Here is a 19445-nt window from a genome sequence, read left to right on the forward strand (position 1 = left end):
TGGCTCCATTAACGAATATAGTGGGTATTGGCATGTTGCATGTAATTTGGAAATTCAACAATTGAGCCATGGCTCTGTAATAAGGTCGCAAGAGACATCACATATTTAAAAGCATTTAATGCCATTTCTGCTTTTAAACTGCTGAGCATGTTTTGGGCATCGATGACCTGAGTGGCTGTCCCGACATCTTCCTTAAAGGATAACTCCTGAATACGCAGATTTTCCTGAGCTGCTTTCAGATTCTGCTGAAGTAGAGCATCACTTTGCTGGGCGCTGACTGCTTCACTAAATGATTTATAAATCAGGTTTTCAATCTCCTGTTGGGTACGCGCCGTCATGAGTTCAGCAGCATAGCGTTTCAGCTCAGCAGCCTGAATATTTTTATTTTTATCAATGCCTGAGAACAGGTTATAGCGTGCAGCTACACCCACAATCCAGTTTTGATGTTGATCCAGGCTATATTCACCAAACGCAAAAACATTTGGCTTTTTAGCGGCCTGCTGGGCTTTGACATTGGCTTTGGCCAGCTCGGTATCCATCTGCATTTTTTTGATCAGGGGAGAGTTCTGACTAAAACTGCTGAGCAGAATATTCACATTTTGGGGTTCAGCACGATTCACAAATAAAGGTGTGCTTAGCTCGGTGATATTGCTATCCAGCAACAGATTATTTAGCTGAAATAGGGCAGCATTCAGATTGGCTTGGGCATTTTGTTGTGCGCGTTCAGCATTGTTGCGTGCCACTTCGAACTGCATGCGTTGACCTTTACTGATAAAACCCTGCTGTTCCAGCTTCAGAGCATTACGATAATGTTGTTGCATGGCATTTGAATTAAAGAGTGCTGCATCCAGTAACTGTTTTTGTAGTTGAACATTAAAGTAAGACTGAATCAGTTCAAAACGCTGCGTGTCCTGTTGCTGCTGATTGCTAAGTTCGCTACGTCCTGACTGAATATTGGCAATTTCTTTGGCGCTACGGGTGAGGCCTCCGGTATATAGTGGCATCATCACGGAAACAGTGGGACGAATCACCTGATCTTCAAGGACTACATTAGACGTATCCGGAATCAGACCAACTCCGCTATGAATAGTATTGTTAAGTCCTTCACGCAGTGGATCAGTAATACCTGCAGGTAGATCCACACCATTACTGGCTTCCCACTCATTAAGCCGGCCATTCACGCCTTGAGAGAGTGAATTTTCCAGATTATTTTTAAACTGCTTTAATGGAATATCGACTTCACTATGAAAGGCATAGGCACGAACATTCAGGTCAACACGAGGTAGGCCAATACCTTTGACAGCTTCTGCTTCAAGTTTTGACGCTTGCTCCAGACTTTGAAAAGCCTGGCTACTATAGGAACGTTGCAACAATTGTTGTTCTGCATCCTTAAAGCTGATGCTTTGTGCATAAGCAAAACTGCCATACATCATAGATGCAAGTACAGTCAGACCCCAGCAGACACATTGTTTATTTTTCTTCATATTCATAAAGTGGTAATGTAAAAGTCACATTAATTCAGTCTAAGCTGCATTATAAATCAAGTGCTTGCAGTGCAGGAATGGGTTAAGTTGTAGTATTGTTGTAATTTGAAACAATTCACTTCTCAAGTTTCAAGCTGATAGTTCTATGTCACTCTAAAACTTGAGCCGAGTTTAAATTCATTTTTCAATTATTTTATATTAGCGGCCGATTCAACATCTTCTAAGTATTGGATGAGATTGAATATTTTTAGCTGTACAATTTCTCATAAATGAAATCACCGAGTTAGAACAAAAAAATCAAAGATATTCAAATTATCCCTCGAATCTAGATTGGTTTTTTGACTCTATCTTCATTCTTGGATAGAAATAATTTTGTGCAAGCGGCGTCCAGATATGGTTAAATGCCATCATTTTATTGTGTTTCACTCTGAAAGGAAAAATCATGCGCGCGTACAACTTCTGTGCTGGTCCTGCTGCATTACCTACTGCCGTACTTGAAAAGGCTCAAGCTGAAATGCTTGACTGGCAGGGCAAAGGTCTTTCGATCATGGAAATGAGCCACCGTAGTGCAGACTATGTTGCAGTTGCGGAAAAGGCAGAAGCAGACCTTCGCAAACTCATGAATATTCCTGAGAACTATAAAGTACTGTTCTTGCAGGGTGGTGCATCTTTGCAATTCTCGGCAATTCCATTGAACTTGCTGGGTAAAAACAACAAAGCTGACTATATCCGTACCGGTATCTGGTCTGAAAAAGCATTGAAAGAAGCTAAACGCTATGGCGATATCAATGTGGTTGAAGCAGGCATTAAAACTGAAGATGGTAAATTAGCGATTGCTGATCAAAGCACATGGAATCTTTCTGATGATGCCGCTTATGTGCATTATGCAGATAACGAAACTATTGGCGGTCTGCAATTTGCCCATGTGCCAGAAACTGATAAGCCACTCGTATGTGATTTCTCTTCAAGCATTCTGTCTGCACCGATTGATGTTTCTAAATTCGGTCTGATCTATGCCGGTGCGCAAAAGAATATTGGCCCTGCAGGTTTAACACTGGTTATTATCCGTGAAGATCTGCTTGATCAGGCAAAACCTGAAATTCCAAGCATCCTGAAATATGCAGATCAAGCGAAAAACGGTTCGATGGTCAACACACCATCAACTTATGCATGGTATCTATCTGGTCTGGTATTTGAATGGTTACTGGAACAGGGCGGTGTAGACGCGATTCATAAAGTGAACCTGCAAAAAGCTGAATTGCTTTATGGCTATATCGATTCTAGCGACTTCTATGCAAATCCGATTGCCAAAGAAAACCGTTCAATCATGAACGTTCCATTTACCTTGGCAAATCCTGAACTTGAAAAACAGTTCCTGCAAGAAGCAAAAGAAAACCATTTGCTTAACCTTGCCGGCCACCGTTCAGTAGGCGGTATGCGTGCCAGCATTTACAATGCCGTACCGTTAGAAGGTGTACAGGCATTGGTAAACTTCATGGATGACTTTGCTAAACGCAATGCTTAATTCCTGAGAATTAAAAAACCCGGCAATTGGCCGGGTTTTTTTATCATTTAATTCGGGTTAAAAAACAAAGTTATGTAAGATATAGCCGCAAATGAGCATACCCAATACGAAAAATAGGCATGACATCATATCAAGCTGATAACGCGAGCCAAGATGATGCTCAACCTGCTGTAAATTTTCTTCTTGAACGATTTTCATAGATATTTATTATCCGATCTATTTATCGTAAATGATTATTTGTTGATCGTATTTTTACCATAAAAAATTGATTAAATAAAGTACATTCTTAACTAAACTTCATAAAGTATTAATTTTATTTAAATAACTGGCCTCAATATATTCATAAAAATAGAACTATTATATTAAGTCATTATTTTTATAATGTTTTTAATATGATTATTCAGTTTAAGATAACATTGAAAATGAATTTATTTGAATTTAAATCTGTGGATAAATCTATTTTTAATAAATTCAAAATCCATTAATTCTGATTTCAATTGTGGATAAAAAATAATCAGAATTGAGAGAATATCGCACTAAAATAAATAAAAAACAGGAGACTCATATAAAAATATGAGCCTCCGATCTGGATATTCAGCTTAAGCTGCTTTTCGATAGATATTGGCCTGAATCCACAGATTGCCCCGAATATATTGACCAATCTGGAAATCTTTATGCTTGTCATTGCGGGTGGCTACACGGATCAAGGTAGCCGGCTGGCCTTCATCATGAATCAGGGTAACATCATAGAGCATGTAGTCCTGATCCATAAATTGCATTGAAGTTTTACCGACAATATTGCCCTGGAACCAGGCTTCATCTTCCTGACCCATGGTCTCACCATAGAGATAAGCGACCATTTTGGAGAAATCAACCGTTACCGGTTCTTTGTCTTCTTCAGATTTCGGCTCCCAAGCATCGATCTGTTCCTGTAAATTATCCGGTGCAACACCATTATTTTCCGCAAGAATTGCATTCAGGGCACGGTGATGTTTGATAGAGGCAGGATCATCCACGACTAAATGTTCATGGTCAGTCACCACTTCCAGTTCATAAGCCCAAGCATTTAAGTTGACGATATAAGACTGGTCTTTTTCATAATGCGACCGGTTGACGCTGTACAGCGTATCAAAGGCATAGATGATATTGTTGGCACCCAGATTGAGACGCAACACAGCTTGGGTGTCGGATTTACAAGAAATAATCCGGTCAATCGTGGCTTTCACCTGGTAGGGACTGTCAAAACCCGGAAATGCGGTTTTCACAGCCTGTGGCTTGTTATTTTCTACGGCAATCACTTGGCTTAATTGTACCGCAGCTTTGCTCGGTCCCTGAATCAGCCAGGTGGTTTCATCCATATCGCATTCTTGTGTACACAAGCCCATCGGCATTACAGGTGCGTCAAGGGCTTTGCCTAACCACTGGGGAACATCTGTGCCTGGGTTTTCAGTAAGCAAGGTCCAATGTTCGACATGACTACCGAAATTTTGATCATCAATAGTGATGATCTCTGGGCTATTCTGTTTTTTCATATGCACAATTGATCTTGGATGACTTATTTATAGTTAATCGAGGGTCATTACGATTTTTCAAGTCACTCGAATGAATTTAAAAATTAAAATGCAAATCATGTGAAGTCAAATATTTTTCTAGTTGTGAGTGGCTGACTCATTTAATACGGTTGAGTTGAGTATTTAAATACCAGGATATTCAGAGAAAGAGCAGTTTTAGGCATCAACCTGCATCCTCTGATTTGCTACACTAGTCCAAATTTCTCCCTTATGGAAAGCTGTGTGTTGCCATTCAAACTTTGGGTCGATGCAGATGCATTACCTCGTATTCTGAAAGATGTGATTATCCGTGCCTCCGATCGTTATCAGCTTGAAGTCACTTTTGTGGCTAATCAGCCGGTAGGGATTACACCGTCGATTCGTATCAATTCTATTCAGGTGATGAGCGGGGCAGATGCAGCAGATCAGGAAATTGTTGATCGTATGAAAGAGCATGACATTGTGGTGACGCAGGATATTCCTTTGGCTGCTCAAGTCATCGAGAAGGGCGGTATCGCGATTCACCCGCGTGGCGAAATCTATACAGTGGCTAACGTCAAAGCACGTCTACATTTACGTGATTTTATGGATACCTTGCGGGGGGCTGGTGTACAAACCGGTGGCCCACCGCCGATTTCTGAACGTGATAAACGTGAATTTTCCAGCTCTCTAGATCAAACCATTCAAAAACAGAAACGTAAAACTGCGATTAAATAAAAAACGAGATCAAGTATGCCCCCAAAAAGTAACCTGATGTTGACCTATGCCTTGCTGGTTTTCATCTGGTCCACCACACCACTGGCGATTGTCTGGAGTGTGGAAGATTTGCATCCGATGTGGGCATTGGCGATCCGCTTCTTTTTGGCTTTGCCTCTGGCCTTAGGATTATTGTGGTTATTTAAAACCAGATTACCGCTTGATCGTGTTTCCCTGCATAGTTACTTGGCGGGTGCATGCAGTTTTATCGGCTCGCAAATTTTTACTTACTGGTCTACGGATTATTTAAGTTCCGGCATCATTGCCTTAATGTTCGGCTTGGCACCCCTAATTTCAGGTCTGATTGGGCGTTTTGTCTTTCAGATGCAACTTTCGCTAAATCAATGGCTGGGAATGGGAATCGCTTTAATCGGACTTTCGGTGATCTGTCTAGGTGATGCAGATCAGCATATACAGCCAATTGGAATCGTGATCGCTCTGGTTGGGGTATTAGTTTATTGCGTATCTATGTTCTGGGTGAAGAAAATCAATGCACCAATTGATCCTATGGCACAGGCGGCCGGTTCGATTGGTTTGTCAGTCGTTTTTTCTCTGGGTATGTTGCCATTTATCTGGCAATACGCACCCACTGCTATGCCACATGCCAAGTCCTTATTTGGTCTGGTATATGCGGTAATTATGGCATCACTGATTGCGATGTTCTGTTATTTCAAACTGGTACAGAAGATTAAGCCGACGACTCTATCTTTAACCACCGTTCTGACACCGATGCTGGCCTTGCTGGTAGGTGTATTATTGAATAATGAAAAATTGCCGCTCATTGCTTTGGTGGGTGTAGTAATCTTATTGTTTGGCTTAGTGGTTTATTTCGCTAAAGAAATTAAGGCGAGCTATAAAGCCCGCCTTTAATAAAAAGATAGATACCAGTCTTAAGCAAAGCTGGCTTTCACACATTCGCCCAGTTTGACGCGATCCTGAGGATGCAGGGTAATGAAATAAGCACCCGTACGATATTTCCCGTTTTCTTCTGCACGACTGTAGGCCACCTGAGCGGTTGCCGCGATGTGGAAGAAGTTTTCCGGGTGACTTAAAGTCACATGCAGATAGGTTCCTTCACTAATCGGCTGATCACTAAAGAAGCTAAAACCAGTCTCTGAAAAGTTCACATGTTCCGGTACAGGTAACATGCTTTGTACAATTGCGTCATACAAAGAACCGGTAATAAGGTTTAATTTTTGGTTGAATAAGGATAAGATTCGAGCAATTTGTTGATCTTTTTCAGATAATTGTTCTAATTCGTAGTTAACAGCATGATCAAATTGATCTAGCTCTGCAAGTAGTAGAAAATAGCGGGGCAATACGAAATTAGCATCGTAAGGATCATTCAAGGCAACATCATCGGAAATAATCTGATAATTGATTCGTAAAGCAGCATCGATTCGAGACAGGACTCGTCTTTCAGTGAATCCGTTTGGATGCTGTACATTTTCCATAATTTATTACCTCGGACTAGATGGTTATGTTCAAACCAATCTCGCTGTATATAGGGTTGAAATATACTCGCGCACGGCGTAGTAACCACTTCATTTCTTTTATCGCATTGGTCTCAATGATCGGTCTCACGCTCGGTGTAGCAGTCCTCATTACAGTTTTGTCTGTCATGAATGGTTTTGACCGAGAGTTGAAAAATCGCGTCTTGGGGATGGTTCCTCAAGCCACTGTTTCTTCGACGCAAATTCTAACAAATTGGCCTGAACTTGCAAAGCAGATTGAGCGGCATGAACACGTTCAAGGTGTGGCTCCTTTTACCCAGTTACAGGGGATGCTCACGGCTCAAGGGCAAGTTGCCGGAATTATGGTCAGCGGAATTGAACCAAAGTATGAGAAGAAAGTTTCGATCATCCAGAACCATATGGTCGAGGGTAGTATTGATAACCTGAAAAAAGGTGAATTTGGGATTGTTTTAGGCAAACAGATGGCAGATGCCATGGGCGTAGGCTTGAACGATAATATTACCTTGGTTCTACCTGAAGCGACGCCTTCACCAGCGGGTGTTGTGCCACGTTTTAAACGCTTTAAAGTGGTTGGGATCTTCAGCATTGGTGCAGAAGTTGATTCGATGATGGGTTATATTGCCTTGAACGATGCTTCAACCTTGTTACGTTTGCCAGATGGTGCTCAGGGCGTACGTATGAAGCTGGATGACATTTTCGCAGCGCCTCAGGTTTCTCAGGAAATTGTGCGTGACTTACCGGGTAACTTCTATGCCTCTGACTGGACTTATACCCATGGTAATCTGTTTAGTGCAATCCAGATGGAAAAAGCGATGGTGAGTTTATTGCTATTCCTGATTGTCCTGGTCGCAGCATTTAATATCGTATCTTCACTGGTGATGGTGGTCACAGATAAAAAATCCGACATCGCAATTTTACGTACTTTGGGTGCTTCACCTGCCACGATTACCCGAATCTTTATGGTTCAAGGTACTGTAATTGGCGTAATCGGTACCTGTGCGGGTGCCATTCTCGGGATTATTGCAGCCACCAGTATTAGTGGTTTTATTGGCTGGTTAAACAATTCACTTGGCCTGAATATGTTCGATGCCTATTTCATCAACTATTTACCTTCTTATCTGCGCTGGCAGGATGTGGTCGTGATTGTAGGTCTGTCACTTGCTTTAAGTTTCCTGGCCACTATTTATCCAGCATTCCGTGCTGCTAAAATTCAACCGGCGGAGGCATTGCGTTATGAGTAATCTGGTTCTGGATGCCCAAAATATCGAGAAATCTTTTACAGATGGAAAATCTACGGTTGATGTGATCAAAGGGATTTCATTGCAGGTAAAGGCCGGGGAATTTGTTTCTATTGTCGGTTCAAGTGGTTCCGGTAAAAGTACCTTGTTGCATATTTTGGGAGGATTGGATCGTCCTTCTGCCGGACAAGTGATGGTCAATGGCCGCCGTTTTGACAATTTATCTGAAGCAGAACGCGGCTATGTCCGTAATGAAAATTTGGGCTTTGTATATCAATTCCACCATTTATTGCCAGAGTTTACTGCACTAGAAAATGTCGCGATGCCTTTAATGCTTCGTAAAAACGTCAAGTTTAAAGAGGCTAAACAGCAGGCAGAATACTTGCTGGAGCGTGTTGGATTAACCCATCGTTTAACCCATCAACCGGGCGAACTTTCAGGGGGCGAGCGTCAGCGTGTAGCACTGGCTCGTGCCGTGGTGACCAAGCCGAAGTTAATGATGGCAGATGAGCCAACAGGTAACTTGGACCGTAAAACAGCCGATAAAATCTTTGAGTTACTGACTGAATTACGTAGCGAATTCAATATGGCTATGTTAATTGTGACCCATGATGAGCAATTAGCGCATTCGGCAGACCGGATTCTACATATGCGTGATGGCCTATGGATGAATGACTAATTACAGAAATAATCTTCTTTAATTGAAGCTCACTTCGGTGGGCTTTATTATTGCCTGAAAATAATAATAAAAAAGAAAATCTTCATGTTGCAATGGTTGTGTCTGGGCTGGATTTTAGGCCTTGCCAGTATGGGAAAATCTTTTCTGAATATTGAGTTGAATTCAATCTCAGTGATATTTCTTGCTGTGCTCTTTTATTTCTGTAGTTCCAAGCTCAATACTGTTCTGAAAAAGCCCTTACATAAAGGATTGCTGGTAAGTACCTGTATTCTACTCGGGACATTTTTGGGATATGGTTATGCCAATCAACAGCTCAGCCAACGGCTATTGAATGTCGAGCATGAAGTACTGCAGAAAGACATTATCGTTTATGTCAAACGCTTGAATAAACTCGGTGAACAATCCATCCAGCAGCCTTTGGAAGTATTAAACCTCGATGGACGCACCGTAACCTGGATGGGTTTTCTACCTAAAACCTCATCGAATACTTCACAACTATCAGCGAATCATGAAAATAATGCACTTGAACTGGGGCATTATTACCGGCTGCAAGGGCAGGTACGTCCTAATCACAGTTATGCAACGCCCGGTGCTTTTGATGCTGAAAAATGGGCACTGCAACAGAATATGATGGCAGGTTTCCGGATCAAACAGATAGAGCAACTTGATTCAGCTACTGTTTCTACACTGGGGTATAGTCAGTTTATTCGAGAGCAAAGAGCTTTAACTCAGCAATTTCTACTTTGGGTAGAGAAGAAGCGGCTGCAATTAAGAGAGTTCATAGCACGACAACCTGTACAAAATAAAGGTTTGCTTCTGGCTTTGCTCACCGGAGATGAAAGCCTTTTAAATCCTGCAACTGAACAGCAATTTCGACGTATGGGTATGAGTCACTTACTGGCGATTTCCGGACCACATGTGCTGATCTTTGCCCTGATGGTCTGTACTATGCTTCGGCTACTTGTCGCACGAAGTATGCCTCAGCTTTATCTAAGATGGCCACGCCAGTATTTTCTGGCTTTACCTTTTCTGTTTTGTGTGGTGCTGTACTGTGCCTTTGTGGGTTTTGAAATCCCGGCAATCCGCACTCTGCTGATCTGTATGATTGGTGTCTTCCTCATGCTGCTTCGACAAAATCTGCAGGCTTTAAAACTTCTGATTCTGAGCGCCGCCTTACTGTTATTCATTGATCCCTTTAGTATCTTGTCCGCGGCTTTCTGGCTATCCTATGGGGCCTGTTTTGTATTGCTCAGAATTTATCAGACCATTCAACAGCGACCATCCGAGCAAAATCAGACAGCAATACAAAAACTGTATTTTGCAGCTAAAGCGCTAGTGGAATCACAGTGGAAAATCTTTCTCGCTTTATTTCCTTTAATGATGCTGTTTTTTAAGCAGATTGCCTGGATCACACCGTTCAGCAATTTGGTCGCAATTCCCTGGATCGGTCTTTTGATTGTACCGATCGATATTATGGCAGCAATTCTTTTTTTTATCGCTGAACCGGTCTCAAGCATGCTATTTCAGCTGAATGATCTGTTGCTGAATATCCTATTGGGATTCTTAAATCTGCTGAATCACTGGTTTAAACCGCAGTTAATACCAGTTGCGATGAATCTCTGGATGATTGGCCTATGCATCCTGTCTTTGCTGATTTTATTCTTACCACGAGGCGTATTGCCAAAATCCTGGATAGCTGTCGCGGCAGTACCAGTTTGTATTCCTCAACTCTATCATCCGCCATTTCAGCTTTCGGTGCTGGACGTTGGGCAAGGGCAGGCGATATTCCTTCGTTATGGAACTCATAACATGATGATCGATATGGGTGGTTATTATGATGAGGAAAAATTTAGTATTGGGAAGCAGGTAATCATGCCATTTCTGTCGGTACAAGGTGTTTCTCAACTGGAGCAGGTGATTTTAACGCATCTGGATCAGGACCATAGTGGTGCTTATCACAGCATTAAAGACCAGCTCAAGATTAAGAATATCTATGCCAATGAAGTGACCGAAACTGCAGCCTCTTCAAACTTTCAATTATGTTATCAGGGACAGCGGTGGCAATGGCAGAATGATGTGCAGATTAAGGTCATTGCACCAAAACTAGAACAATTAAATACTGCTAATTTCAATAAAAATGACCTGTCTTGTGTAGTGTATTTGCAGCTCAAAGATGTCTGGCCTTATCAGAATTTTCTGCTGATGGGAGATGCAGGTTGGCAGACTGAATATCAGTTACTCAAAGACTACCCCGATTTAAAAGTGGATGTCTTGGTCTTAGGCCATCATGGCAGTCAGCACAGTTCAGCTTATCAATTCTTGCAGCACTATCGTCCTAAACTGGCGATTGCGTCTGCTGGAAAATTTAATCGTTACGGGCATCCAAGTCAGTTGACTCAACAGCGTCTCAAAGAATTGGATATTCCTCTATTGACTACAGCAGAGCATGGCAGCCTGCATTTTCATCAGCAAGGAACTCAAATCATTCTAGAAACTGAAAGAAGTCGCTGGAAATGGTTACAAAAACAAAATCTAACTGACTGATTCTAGAGATGGTTCAACAGCAGCCAGATTAGAAGTTCTTAACTGGTTCACTTTGGACAAAGCTTGGTTATGATCAAGCTTATAAATATTTCCCAGATCTTCGTGAGCTCTAAAGCGTTTATAGCTCCAGTGATAATGTTCAGGATGACGCTGAATCAGGTTTTCAATCGTGTTGATGATGATGCCTGTACCTTGATTAGCATCTCCCTGATAAATTTTTTCATCTATGGCCTCGATATGAATATCAAAGCCAGCATCCTCATTACGCAGGGCATAAAGGAACAAGGCACGAGCTTTAGTTTTCTGGATCAGCTTGGCGCTCAGATTACTGGTAGCTAGAGGAACACCAAAGTAAGGAATATATTCACCGCCAACGTTGGGTGTATGATCCGGCAGAATGACAGTAGTGCCACCTTGCTTCAAGGCCTTGAAAATCTGTCGTACACCAGACTCATCTGTCGGCACCAGATTGGCCTGTTCGCGACTACGAGCTGCACGTACAAACTGATCCGCTGCCTGATTTTTTACAGGCTTATACATGATGGTCATTGAAGTGAATTGCGCAACATAGGCATTCATAATTTCCCAAGTGCCAAAGTGCGGCACAATTAGTACCAGACCTTTATTTTGTGCCAAGGCATCATGCAGTAAATCTTCGCCTATAACCTTATGCACTCTCTCAATATTTTTCTGATTACTCGAACCCCAAATACTGAAAAATTCGAAATAAGACATCAGTTCATTGCGAATCGCGGCACGGGTAATCCGTTCTCTTTCCTGTGTCGACAGTTCAGACAAACTGATCTCAAGGTTCAGGCGAATTACATCAGAAGTTTTAGAAACTTTAAAAATATTAACGATTAAGGCAAGAATACGCGCAATCCATCGGGAAACTGAAAGCGGTTGGCGGCTAATATATTTGAGTAAACCGTAAGCTGAATTCTTTGAGCTGCGTTCAGTCATTGAGTTGTAATATTGATAAAATAAAAAAGAATAGCACTTATTATAGGCGAAAACGGTTTCTTTAGACAGAATTACCCTTTTCGGTGTATATAATGGGTTCAATATAAATTAATTTATTGGATTATTTATGTCCGATTGGCCACCAAAACCTGAAAATCAAATACAAAATACGCAACAACCAGTTCAACCGACTGGCCCAGAATGGAAACTGCTGGAAAAAGCGGTTTTAGCTTCAGTAGAAGAGCAACGACGGGCACGTCGCTGGGGGATCTTCTTTAAATTTCTGACCTTCGCTTATCTGCTGGTTGTCATTCTTGCGCTGGGTAAAGGCTGTAGCATGAGTGCTTCTGATCCAAGTGCAGGCGCAGGTGCACACATTGCTGTGGTTGATATTATTGGTACGATTGCCGCAGACAAGCAAAGCGTAAATAGTAGCAATACCATCAAATCACTCAAAAAAGCCTTTGAAAACAAGCAAAGTAAGGCTGTTGTTTTAAATATTAATTCACCGGGTGGTTCACCAGTCCAGTCAGATGAAATCTGGCAGGAAATCCAGTATCTGAAAAAACAGCATCCTGAGAAAAAACTCTATGCCGTGATTGGTGATACCGGAGCTTCTGGTGCTTACTATATTGCATCCGCTGCAGATGAAATCATTGTCAATCCATCGAGTCTGGTCGGTTCAATTGGTGTGATCATGCCGAACTATGGTGTGAATAACCTGCTGCAAAAACTTGGAGTTGAAGACCGCACCATGACTTCAGGCGAAAATAAAGCTTTGCTGTCCATGACACAGCCGGTTGATCCTGCGCAAAAAGCGCATGTACAAGGTGTGCTGGATAATGTGCATGGTCACTTTATTAATGCTGTAAAGCAGGGACGTGGAGCTAAATTAAAATCGACTGATCCTGCTATTTTCTCAGGTCTGTTCTGGACCGGTGAACAGGCGGTGAAATTGGGCATTGCAGACCGTATTGGCAGTTTAAATACTTTGAAGCGTGAACTAAAAACTGAAAAAGCACTGAACTACACTATTGAATATAGTCCATTTGAGTCAGTACTGGGTCGTATGGGTTCATCGATTGGTGAAGGAATTGCAACTTCAGTGGCACAGAAACTTCAGTCAGAAAATAAAACGACCTTACAATGAAACCATTGATTCATTTTGCGCACGCCAATGGCGTGCCATCTAAAGTCTATCAAAAGCTGTTTGAAGGACTACAAGATGATTACGATATTATCTATGTGCCGTTATTAGGGCCTGATAAGCGTTATCCGATTGATAATCACTGGAAAAGTCTGACTCAACAGGTGATCGACAGTATTGTACGTCAGTCTCATGGACGTCCAGTGATTGGTTTGGGGCATTCATTAGGTTCAGTCCTGAGCTTTCAGGCCTCCTTACAGCGTCCGGAACTTTTTTCGCAAATGATTATGCTTGATCCGCCGATGATCATGGGCAAAGAAGCCTTGGCGTTGCATATTGCAAAAACTTTCCGCTTAAAAGCACTGGACCAGATGTCACCTGCAGGTTTATCGAAACGCCGTCGTGATCATTGGGAATCTCGGGAACAGGCAGCTGAATTGCTACGACCAAAAGGCTTTTATCAGGATTTTGATGAAGATTGCTTCCAGGCTTATATTGACTACGCCTTAAAGGATGATCCGGTTCGAGGTGGAGTTGAACTCACCATTCCTAAAATGGATGAAGTGAATATCTTTAGAACCAATCCATCGCTATGGTGGTTACCTCAGGCAAAACCAAAAGTACCAGTGCATCTGGTGGTTGCCAAGAAAGGTCCATTTTTGGCGCGCAAATTTCCGCAAAGAGTACAAAAGAAATTTGGCATTCCATTTACAGTGGTAGATGGTGGGCATATGTTCCCATTGGAGCAGCCTGAGCAAGTCGCAAGTCTGGTCAAACAACTGATTCAGCAACAGTCTGCTTAAAGTTCATCTCATCTAAAGAAATAAAAAAACGCATCCGAAGATGCGTTTTTTTATATTTGAGCTTTTAGAATTTGCAGAATTGAACAGGTTCTTGCATTTTTGCATTACGGTACAACACACCTTGTTTAGTATGCTGAATTGTCCCATTACAGATCCACTCCACCACTTGTGGGTAAATCAGATGTTCCAGTACATGTATCCGCTGAGCTAAAGTGTGAGCCGTATCTTGATGCGATACTTTTAATACACCCTGTGCTAAGGCTTGGCCGGCATCCAGTTCGGGGGTGACATAATGCACTGTACAACCATGCAGAACATCACCAGTATTCAGGACGCGCTGATGGGTATGCATGCCTTTGTAATGTGGCAAAAGAGAAGGGTGAATATTCAGCATTTTCCCTTCCCAGGCTTTCACAAATTTTTCACTTAAAATTCGCATAAAGCCCGCAAGTACCACTAGATCAACATCCCAGTCCAGAAGCTGCTGATGCATGACATCATCAAAAGCTTCCCGGCTTGGATACTGCTTATGTTCAATGACTGCAGTCGGAATTCCTGCTTTATGAGCGCGCTCTAAAGCAAATGCTTCAGGCTTGTTGGAAAGCACCCCGACAATTTCTCCTGACAGATGGGCATCTATCAGGGCTTGCAGGTTCGATCCACTGCCTGAAACAAGTACAGCAATTTTAATCATGCGAAATTACGCGAAGATCACACGAATTTTTTCGTCTGCACCTTCAACAGATTCAGCATTATCTGCAATGTGACCCATTGCCCATGCTTTCTCACCCAAACCGTTGAGTAACTCTACAGTTTTGTCTGCTTCGGCTGCATCAACAACAAGAACCATACCTACGCCACAGTTAAAGGTACGATACATTTCAAACTGTTCTACACCGCCTTCGCGTTGGAGGAGTTTGAACAGCTCAGGCCATTCCCAAGAAGATTCATTTACGACTGCTTGAGCACCGTTTGGTAATACGCGAGGCAGGTTGCCTGGTAAACCGCCACCCGTGATGTGTGCCATTGCATGTACATCAACCTGTTTTAGCAGTTCAAGAATAGATTTCACATAAATGCGTGTTGGTTCCATTGCAACATCTGCAAGTGGACGACCATCAACGATTTGATTCAGGTCAACATTTTTAACTTCAAGAATTTTACGAAGCAACGAATAACCGTTTGAGTGTGCACCAGAAGATGCAACACCAATAAGTACATCACCCGCTTTTACTTTAGAGCCATCAATAATTTTGCTTTGCTCAACTACACCGACACAGAAGCCTGCAAGATCGTAATCTTCACCTTCGTACATGCCTGGCATTTCAGCAGTTTCACCACCAACCAGTGCACAGCCTGCAAGTTCACAGCCAGCACCGATTCCTGTTACAACATTTGCAGCCACGTCCACATTTAGGTGACCAGTCGCATAATAGTCCAGGAAGAAGAGTGGTTCAGCACCACAAACGAGAAGGTCGTTCACACACATTGCAACCAGATCTTGACCAATGGTGTCATGACGGTTCAAATTCAGTGCCAGACGTAATTTTGTACCAACACCATCTGTGCCTGATACGAGAACAGGTTCTTCATAACCTTTAGGGATCTTACAAAGGGCGCCGAAACCGCCTAATCCGCCCATTACTTCAGGACGTTTAGTACGCTTAGCGACGGACTTGATTCGGTCGACTAACGCGTCTCCCGCTTCAATATCGACACCTGCATCTTTGTAGCTTAAACCAGTGTTTGGGGTAGAAGTTGAGTTGCTCATAATGAAGTCTCCGCATTCGCGCGGGGGATTATAACCTGAATATGCAAAACTCTTATGGTATTTATGCCCTAAAATGCTATCTTTATTAAAATATTTTACTTTTTATAACGATTAATAGAGAGAAGGCGAAACTTTATGGTAGATCGCACATTGCGTCGCGTGTTTATCCTAGCTGGGATAGCTTTGTTGTTGTGGATTCTATATTTACTAAAACCCGTTGTAATTCCATTTGTTGCAGCGTTTTTAATGGCTTATCTGTTCAGCCCGCTGGTAGATAAACTGCACGATATCGGTCTGCCGCGTTGGCTCTCTATTAGTATCGTTTTTACTGGAATCGGGATCGTTATGATCCTGGCGATCTGGTATCTGGTGCCGTTGATCTGGCAGCAGCTGATTTATGCGCGTGACAATATACCTGCGGTCATTGGCTGGATTAATTCAACCTTTTTGCCATGGTTGTCGAATACCTTCAATGTCGTTGAAATGGAAATTGATACCACACAGATTTCTGATGTGGTCATGGACTATGTGCAAACCAATTATAGTGCTGACAGTATTCAGGCCTTCCTGCTACGCCTTGCACAATCTGGAATTAACTTCTTGCAGATTGGCGGTACGATTGTCCTGATTCCAATTATTGCATTCTATTTCCTGCTGGATTGGGATCGTATGCTGGAAAGCTTGCGTCGCCTGATTCCACGCCCTTATGAAGAAAGCACCTTAAGAATTGTAGGTGAATGCCACAGTGTGCTGGGCGCCTTTGTTAAAGGACAGTTTCTGGTGATGATTCTGCTGGGAATTGTTTATGCAGTGGGCTTACAACTGATTGGTCTTGAAGTCGGTTTGATTATCGGTATGGTGGCAGGCCTGGCCAGTATTATTCCTTATCTGGGCTTTGCTGTCGGTATTATTGCGGCTGTGATTGCAACTTTCCTGCAGTTTGGGATTGACTGGTGGCAACTGGTTCTGGTTGGTGTGGTCTTTATGGTCGGTCAGGCGGTAGAAGGTTATGTACTGCAACCATTCCTGCTTGGCGATAAAATTGGCTTATCACCAGTAGCAGTTGTATTTGCGGTACTGGCGGGTGCTCAACTGGCGGGTTTCATGGGAATGCTGATTGCTCTCCCAGTTGCAGCGGTAATTGTGGTTCTGCTCAGACATGCACGTGAATATTATGAATGCACATCATTTTATGGAAATCAGGCAGTCGTCATGAATGATCCGGCTACAGGTTCCATAAGCGTAGAAACTTCAGACTTAGATGTTGATATTGAAATGAAAAAGTCAGAAGCAAAACCACTGCAAGAGGGAGAGAAATCAAGTAAGATGGATGTACCTCTTCATAAAGACTCATAAGGCCATCAGAATCATATGCGTCAATTGCAGCTAGATATAGAACCTCAACTCGATGCTCGAATTAGTGATTTTTCGGGCCCGGGATGGGGGCATGTAATTGATGCAGTCCGACAGCTGCATGCAGGCCTAATCAGCCGCTTTTATGTGTATGGCGGAGCTGGAACAGGGAAAAGTCACTTACTCTCTGCCATTTGTGATTCTTATCTGGAAATCGGTAAGACTGCTATACAGGTGTCTTTGCTGGAGCTTCTGGATGCGCCTACTGAAGCGATTACTTCGCTGGACCGGTTTGACCTGATCGCACTGGATGATATTGAAGCCATTAGTGGGGTTCCACACTGGCAACGCGCCGTTTTTCACTTGATTAATTATAATGATGAAGGCGGTGGTCAGCTGGTATTTTCTTCCCGTTTTGCACCCATTGAGTTAAAGCTTGAATTGCCCGATTTGCAGTCCCGACTCACGCAGGCAGTTAGTGTCCGTGTCCCAAATGGCAGTCTTTATGCGGACCGATTTGCCTTGGTATCCTCGGTATTGGACCGACGCGGTATTCATCTTGATCCACAGATTTTTGATTATTTGCTAAATCACGGACCACATCAAACTTCCGTGCTTTTACAAACATTAGAACAGATTATTCAATTACTTAAAGGCGAAAAGCTGAAGGTCAGCAATGCTAACCTGCGGCAGATTTATGCATTAATTGATGAATATCGTTAAATTATAAAACATCTTGAGTAATTACTCAGTCTATGCGAAAGTAAGGCAAAATAATTCGCTGTTGCAAGGAAGATGCAACTTTAGAAGAAAAAGAAAGAAATAAAAAATTAAGGAGAAGGGTATGCTCAAGAAGAGCATAGGCATGGCTTTGCTATGTATGGCGGGGCAGGCATATAGTGCAGAAATTATTGTAACTACCACAGAAGATATTGAAAAAGATGACAAGGAATGTTCACTTCGAGAAGCTGTTGAATATGTGAATCGTGGCCTGGCTAAAGAAGGTTATATGGGCTGTGGTGGCGAAAATGCTATTGGCACCATTATCTTAAAAGAAAAAACGACCTATGTACTGAATAAGCATATCCCGATCAAGAAATCAGTAACGATTAAATCTATCGCAGAAGTAGATGGTGAATTTAGTAGTACCGATAAGGTAATGGGGTTATATAACGCTCATATTCAAATGAAAGGGACAGATAATCTCTTCCGTATTAGCAATGATGAAGAGCTGATTCAAGTCAATTTAAAAGAACTCGACCTTGAAGGTTGCGGTAAAAGCAGCTGTGCCGAACAAGGTGGCCTAATTCATAATAAAGGTAAATTGGTGATTGATTACAGCCGCTTATACAAGGGAGCTGCGAGTCAAGGTGGTGCCATTTATAATGTGGGGAAATTTGGCCAGAATCTGATTGCTTTTGCCGAAATAAAAACCAGCCTGATTGAAAATAATCAGGCGCAACAGGGTGGCATACTCTATAGCCAGCTTCCATACTTTCTGGTTTATCAAAGCGTTTTAAAGAATAACCAGACGCTGAATAATAATGCTACCAATATTTATACAGCGGGCCAAGTCGATAATCCTGCCGATATTCAATCCATTAATGCTGAAGTCCTAAGCAGTACCCTGTTAAAAAATAAGGGAGCACTGATCAATGTGATTGATGGAGTGGGAATCAATAACCTGACAATAGTGGACAATACAGGTACAGCACTACGTATTAGTGCCCCGAATGGTAAAGCCTATGTGGCGAACAGTATTATTTTAAGAAATGGTACGCAGGATTGTCAGATTGAAACTACGGATAAAAGTACGATTCACAATAACCTGGTAACAGCATCTTGTGGTACAGGTGATGCTGCGTATCCAAACCAGATCTGGACAGGTACTCGCTTGTTTGCAGAGGCTTCAGATCAAAGTGAAGGTGTTTGTCTAAATTTAAAACAAAATAGCGATGCTATTCTATGTCCTTATAGCGTTCCTAAAGATCAGTTCTTGGGCTATCTACGTCCTCGTATCCTGTTGAATTATAATCAGGTTAGTGATTCACCGATTGTAAATAGAGGGACTAGCTACAATAGCAGCAATCCTTCAGTCAGCTGTGAGGCGTCAGACCAACGCGGTGTAGACCGTTTACTAGGGTCTGTTGACACTTA

Annotated in this window: 17 protein-coding genes; 11 read left to right on the top strand and 6 right to left on the bottom strand. The window is 42.4% G+C overall.

Annotation, left to right across the window (positions count from 1 at the left end; translation table 11 throughout):
- Nucleotides 1-8 precede the first annotated feature (8 nt).
- Complete coding sequence (locus G5T77_RS00920; RefSeq protein ID WP_166137713.1) at nucleotides 9-1490, bottom strand: TolC family protein; 1482 nt, start codon at nucleotides 1488-1490, stop codon at nucleotides 9-11.
- 436 nt (nucleotides 1491-1926) lie between these two features.
- Between G5T77_RS00920 and serC the strand changes: the two genes are divergently transcribed.
- Entirely contained in the window at nucleotides 1927-3009 is a 1083-nt protein-coding gene (serC, locus tag G5T77_RS00925) for a 3-phosphoserine/phosphohydroxythreonine transaminase (protein ID WP_166137710.1), read from the top strand.
- 599 nt (nucleotides 3010-3608) lie between these two features.
- Here serC and G5T77_RS00930 read toward each other — a convergent pair.
- Nucleotides 3609-4541 carry a hypothetical protein gene (locus G5T77_RS00930; RefSeq protein WP_159124053.1) on the bottom strand — a complete coding sequence of 311 codons (933 nt, stop codon included), beginning with the start codon at nucleotides 4539-4541 and terminating at the stop codon, nucleotides 3609-3611.
- A 249-nt stretch (nucleotides 4542-4790) separates the two neighbouring features.
- On the opposite strand from G5T77_RS00930, the gene G5T77_RS00935 reads away from it, so the two are divergent.
- Complete coding sequence (locus G5T77_RS00935) at nucleotides 4791-5276, top strand: YaiI/YqxD family protein (protein WP_159124052.1); 486 nt, start codon at nucleotides 4791-4793, stop codon at nucleotides 5274-5276.
- 15 nt (nucleotides 5277-5291) lie between these two features.
- A complete protein-coding gene (locus tag G5T77_RS00940; protein WP_159124051.1) occupies nucleotides 5292-6185 on the top strand; it encodes an EamA family transporter in 894 nt (297 codons plus the stop codon).
- A gap of 20 nt (nucleotides 6186-6205) precedes the next feature.
- Here G5T77_RS00940 and G5T77_RS00945 read toward each other — a convergent pair whose 3' ends face one another.
- Nucleotides 6206-6769 (bottom strand): PilZ domain-containing protein, encoded by a 564-nt coding sequence (locus G5T77_RS00945; protein WP_159124050.1) that lies wholly within the window; start codon nucleotides 6767-6769, stop codon nucleotides 6206-6208.
- A gap of 26 nt (nucleotides 6770-6795) precedes the next feature.
- On the opposite strand from G5T77_RS00945, the gene G5T77_RS00950 reads away from it, so the two are divergent.
- From G5T77_RS00950 to G5T77_RS00960, 3 genes are all read left to right on the top strand, one after another.
- Nucleotides 6796-8031 (top strand): lipoprotein-releasing ABC transporter permease subunit, encoded by a 1236-nt coding sequence (locus tag G5T77_RS00950; RefSeq protein WP_166137707.1) that lies wholly within the window; start codon nucleotides 6796-6798, stop codon nucleotides 8029-8031.
- The gene (gene lolD / locus G5T77_RS00955; RefSeq protein ID WP_159124049.1) at nucleotides 8024-8707 is read left to right on the top strand and encodes a lipoprotein-releasing ABC transporter ATP-binding protein LolD; all 684 of its coding nucleotides are present in this window, start codon (nucleotides 8024-8026) and stop codon (nucleotides 8705-8707) included. Before G5T77_RS00950 ends, lolD begins: the two co-directional genes overlap by 8 nt.
- A gap of 84 nt (nucleotides 8708-8791) precedes the next feature.
- Nucleotides 8792-11251 carry a DNA internalization-related competence protein ComEC/Rec2 gene (locus G5T77_RS00960; RefSeq protein WP_166137704.1) on the top strand — a complete coding sequence of 820 codons (2460 nt, stop codon included), beginning with the start codon at nucleotides 8792-8794 and terminating at the stop codon, nucleotides 11249-11251.
- Here the strand turns inward: G5T77_RS00960 and G5T77_RS00965 are convergent.
- Nucleotides 11240-12214, bottom strand: coding sequence for a lysophospholipid acyltransferase family protein (locus G5T77_RS00965; protein ID WP_159124047.1), 975 nt, complete (start codon nucleotides 12212-12214; stop codon nucleotides 11240-11242). The two genes, G5T77_RS00960 and G5T77_RS00965, sit on opposite strands and share 12 nt — an antisense overlap.
- 127 nt (nucleotides 12215-12341) lie before the next feature.
- On the opposite strand from G5T77_RS00965, the gene sppA reads away from it, so the two are divergent.
- Nucleotides 12342-13364 carry a signal peptide peptidase SppA gene (gene sppA / locus G5T77_RS00970; RefSeq protein ID WP_166137701.1) on the top strand — a complete coding sequence of 341 codons (1023 nt, stop codon included), beginning with the start codon at nucleotides 12342-12344 and terminating at the stop codon, nucleotides 13362-13364.
- Entirely contained in the window at nucleotides 13361-14164 is an 804-nt protein-coding gene (locus G5T77_RS00975) for an alpha/beta hydrolase (RefSeq protein WP_166137698.1), read from the top strand. Before sppA ends, G5T77_RS00975 begins: the two co-directional genes overlap by 4 nt.
- 64 nt (nucleotides 14165-14228) lie before the next feature.
- Here the strand turns inward: G5T77_RS00975 and purN are convergent, their stop codons facing one another.
- Nucleotides 14229-14858, bottom strand: a complete 630-nt coding sequence (gene purN / locus G5T77_RS00980; RefSeq protein ID WP_166137694.1) for a phosphoribosylglycinamide formyltransferase — start codon at nucleotides 14856-14858, stop codon at nucleotides 14229-14231.
- 6 nt (nucleotides 14859-14864) lie between these two features.
- On the bottom strand, nucleotides 14865-15935 hold the full coding sequence (purM, locus tag G5T77_RS00985; protein ID WP_034170936.1) for a phosphoribosylformylglycinamidine cyclo-ligase: 1071 nt from the start codon (nucleotides 15933-15935) through the stop codon (nucleotides 14865-14867).
- Nucleotides 15936-16070: 135 nt separating this feature from the next.
- Here purM and cxpE point away from each other — a divergent pair, with 135 nt between their 5' ends.
- The 3 genes from cxpE to rbtA form a co-directional block, all read left to right on the top strand.
- A complete protein-coding gene (cxpE, locus tag G5T77_RS00990) occupies nucleotides 16071-17291 on the top strand; it encodes a chloramphenicol efflux transporter CxpE (RefSeq protein ID WP_159124043.1) in 1221 nt (406 codons plus the stop codon).
- Nucleotides 17292-17306: 15 nt separating this feature from the next.
- Nucleotides 17307-18011: a DnaA regulatory inactivator Hda gene (gene hda, locus G5T77_RS00995; RefSeq protein WP_159124042.1), complete on the top strand. Its 705-nt coding sequence runs from the start codon at nucleotides 17307-17309 to the stop codon at nucleotides 18009-18011.
- 121 nt (nucleotides 18012-18132) lie between these two features.
- Nucleotides 18133-19445, top strand: a 1313-nt coding sequence (rbtA, locus tag G5T77_RS01000; protein WP_166236162.1) for a rhombotarget A, incomplete at its 3' end; no start/stop codon positions are given.

Origin of the sequence: Acinetobacter sp. GFQ9D191M, assembly GCF_011174875.1 — a bacterium.
Lineage (GTDB): Bacteria > Pseudomonadota > Gammaproteobacteria > Pseudomonadales > Moraxellaceae > Acinetobacter.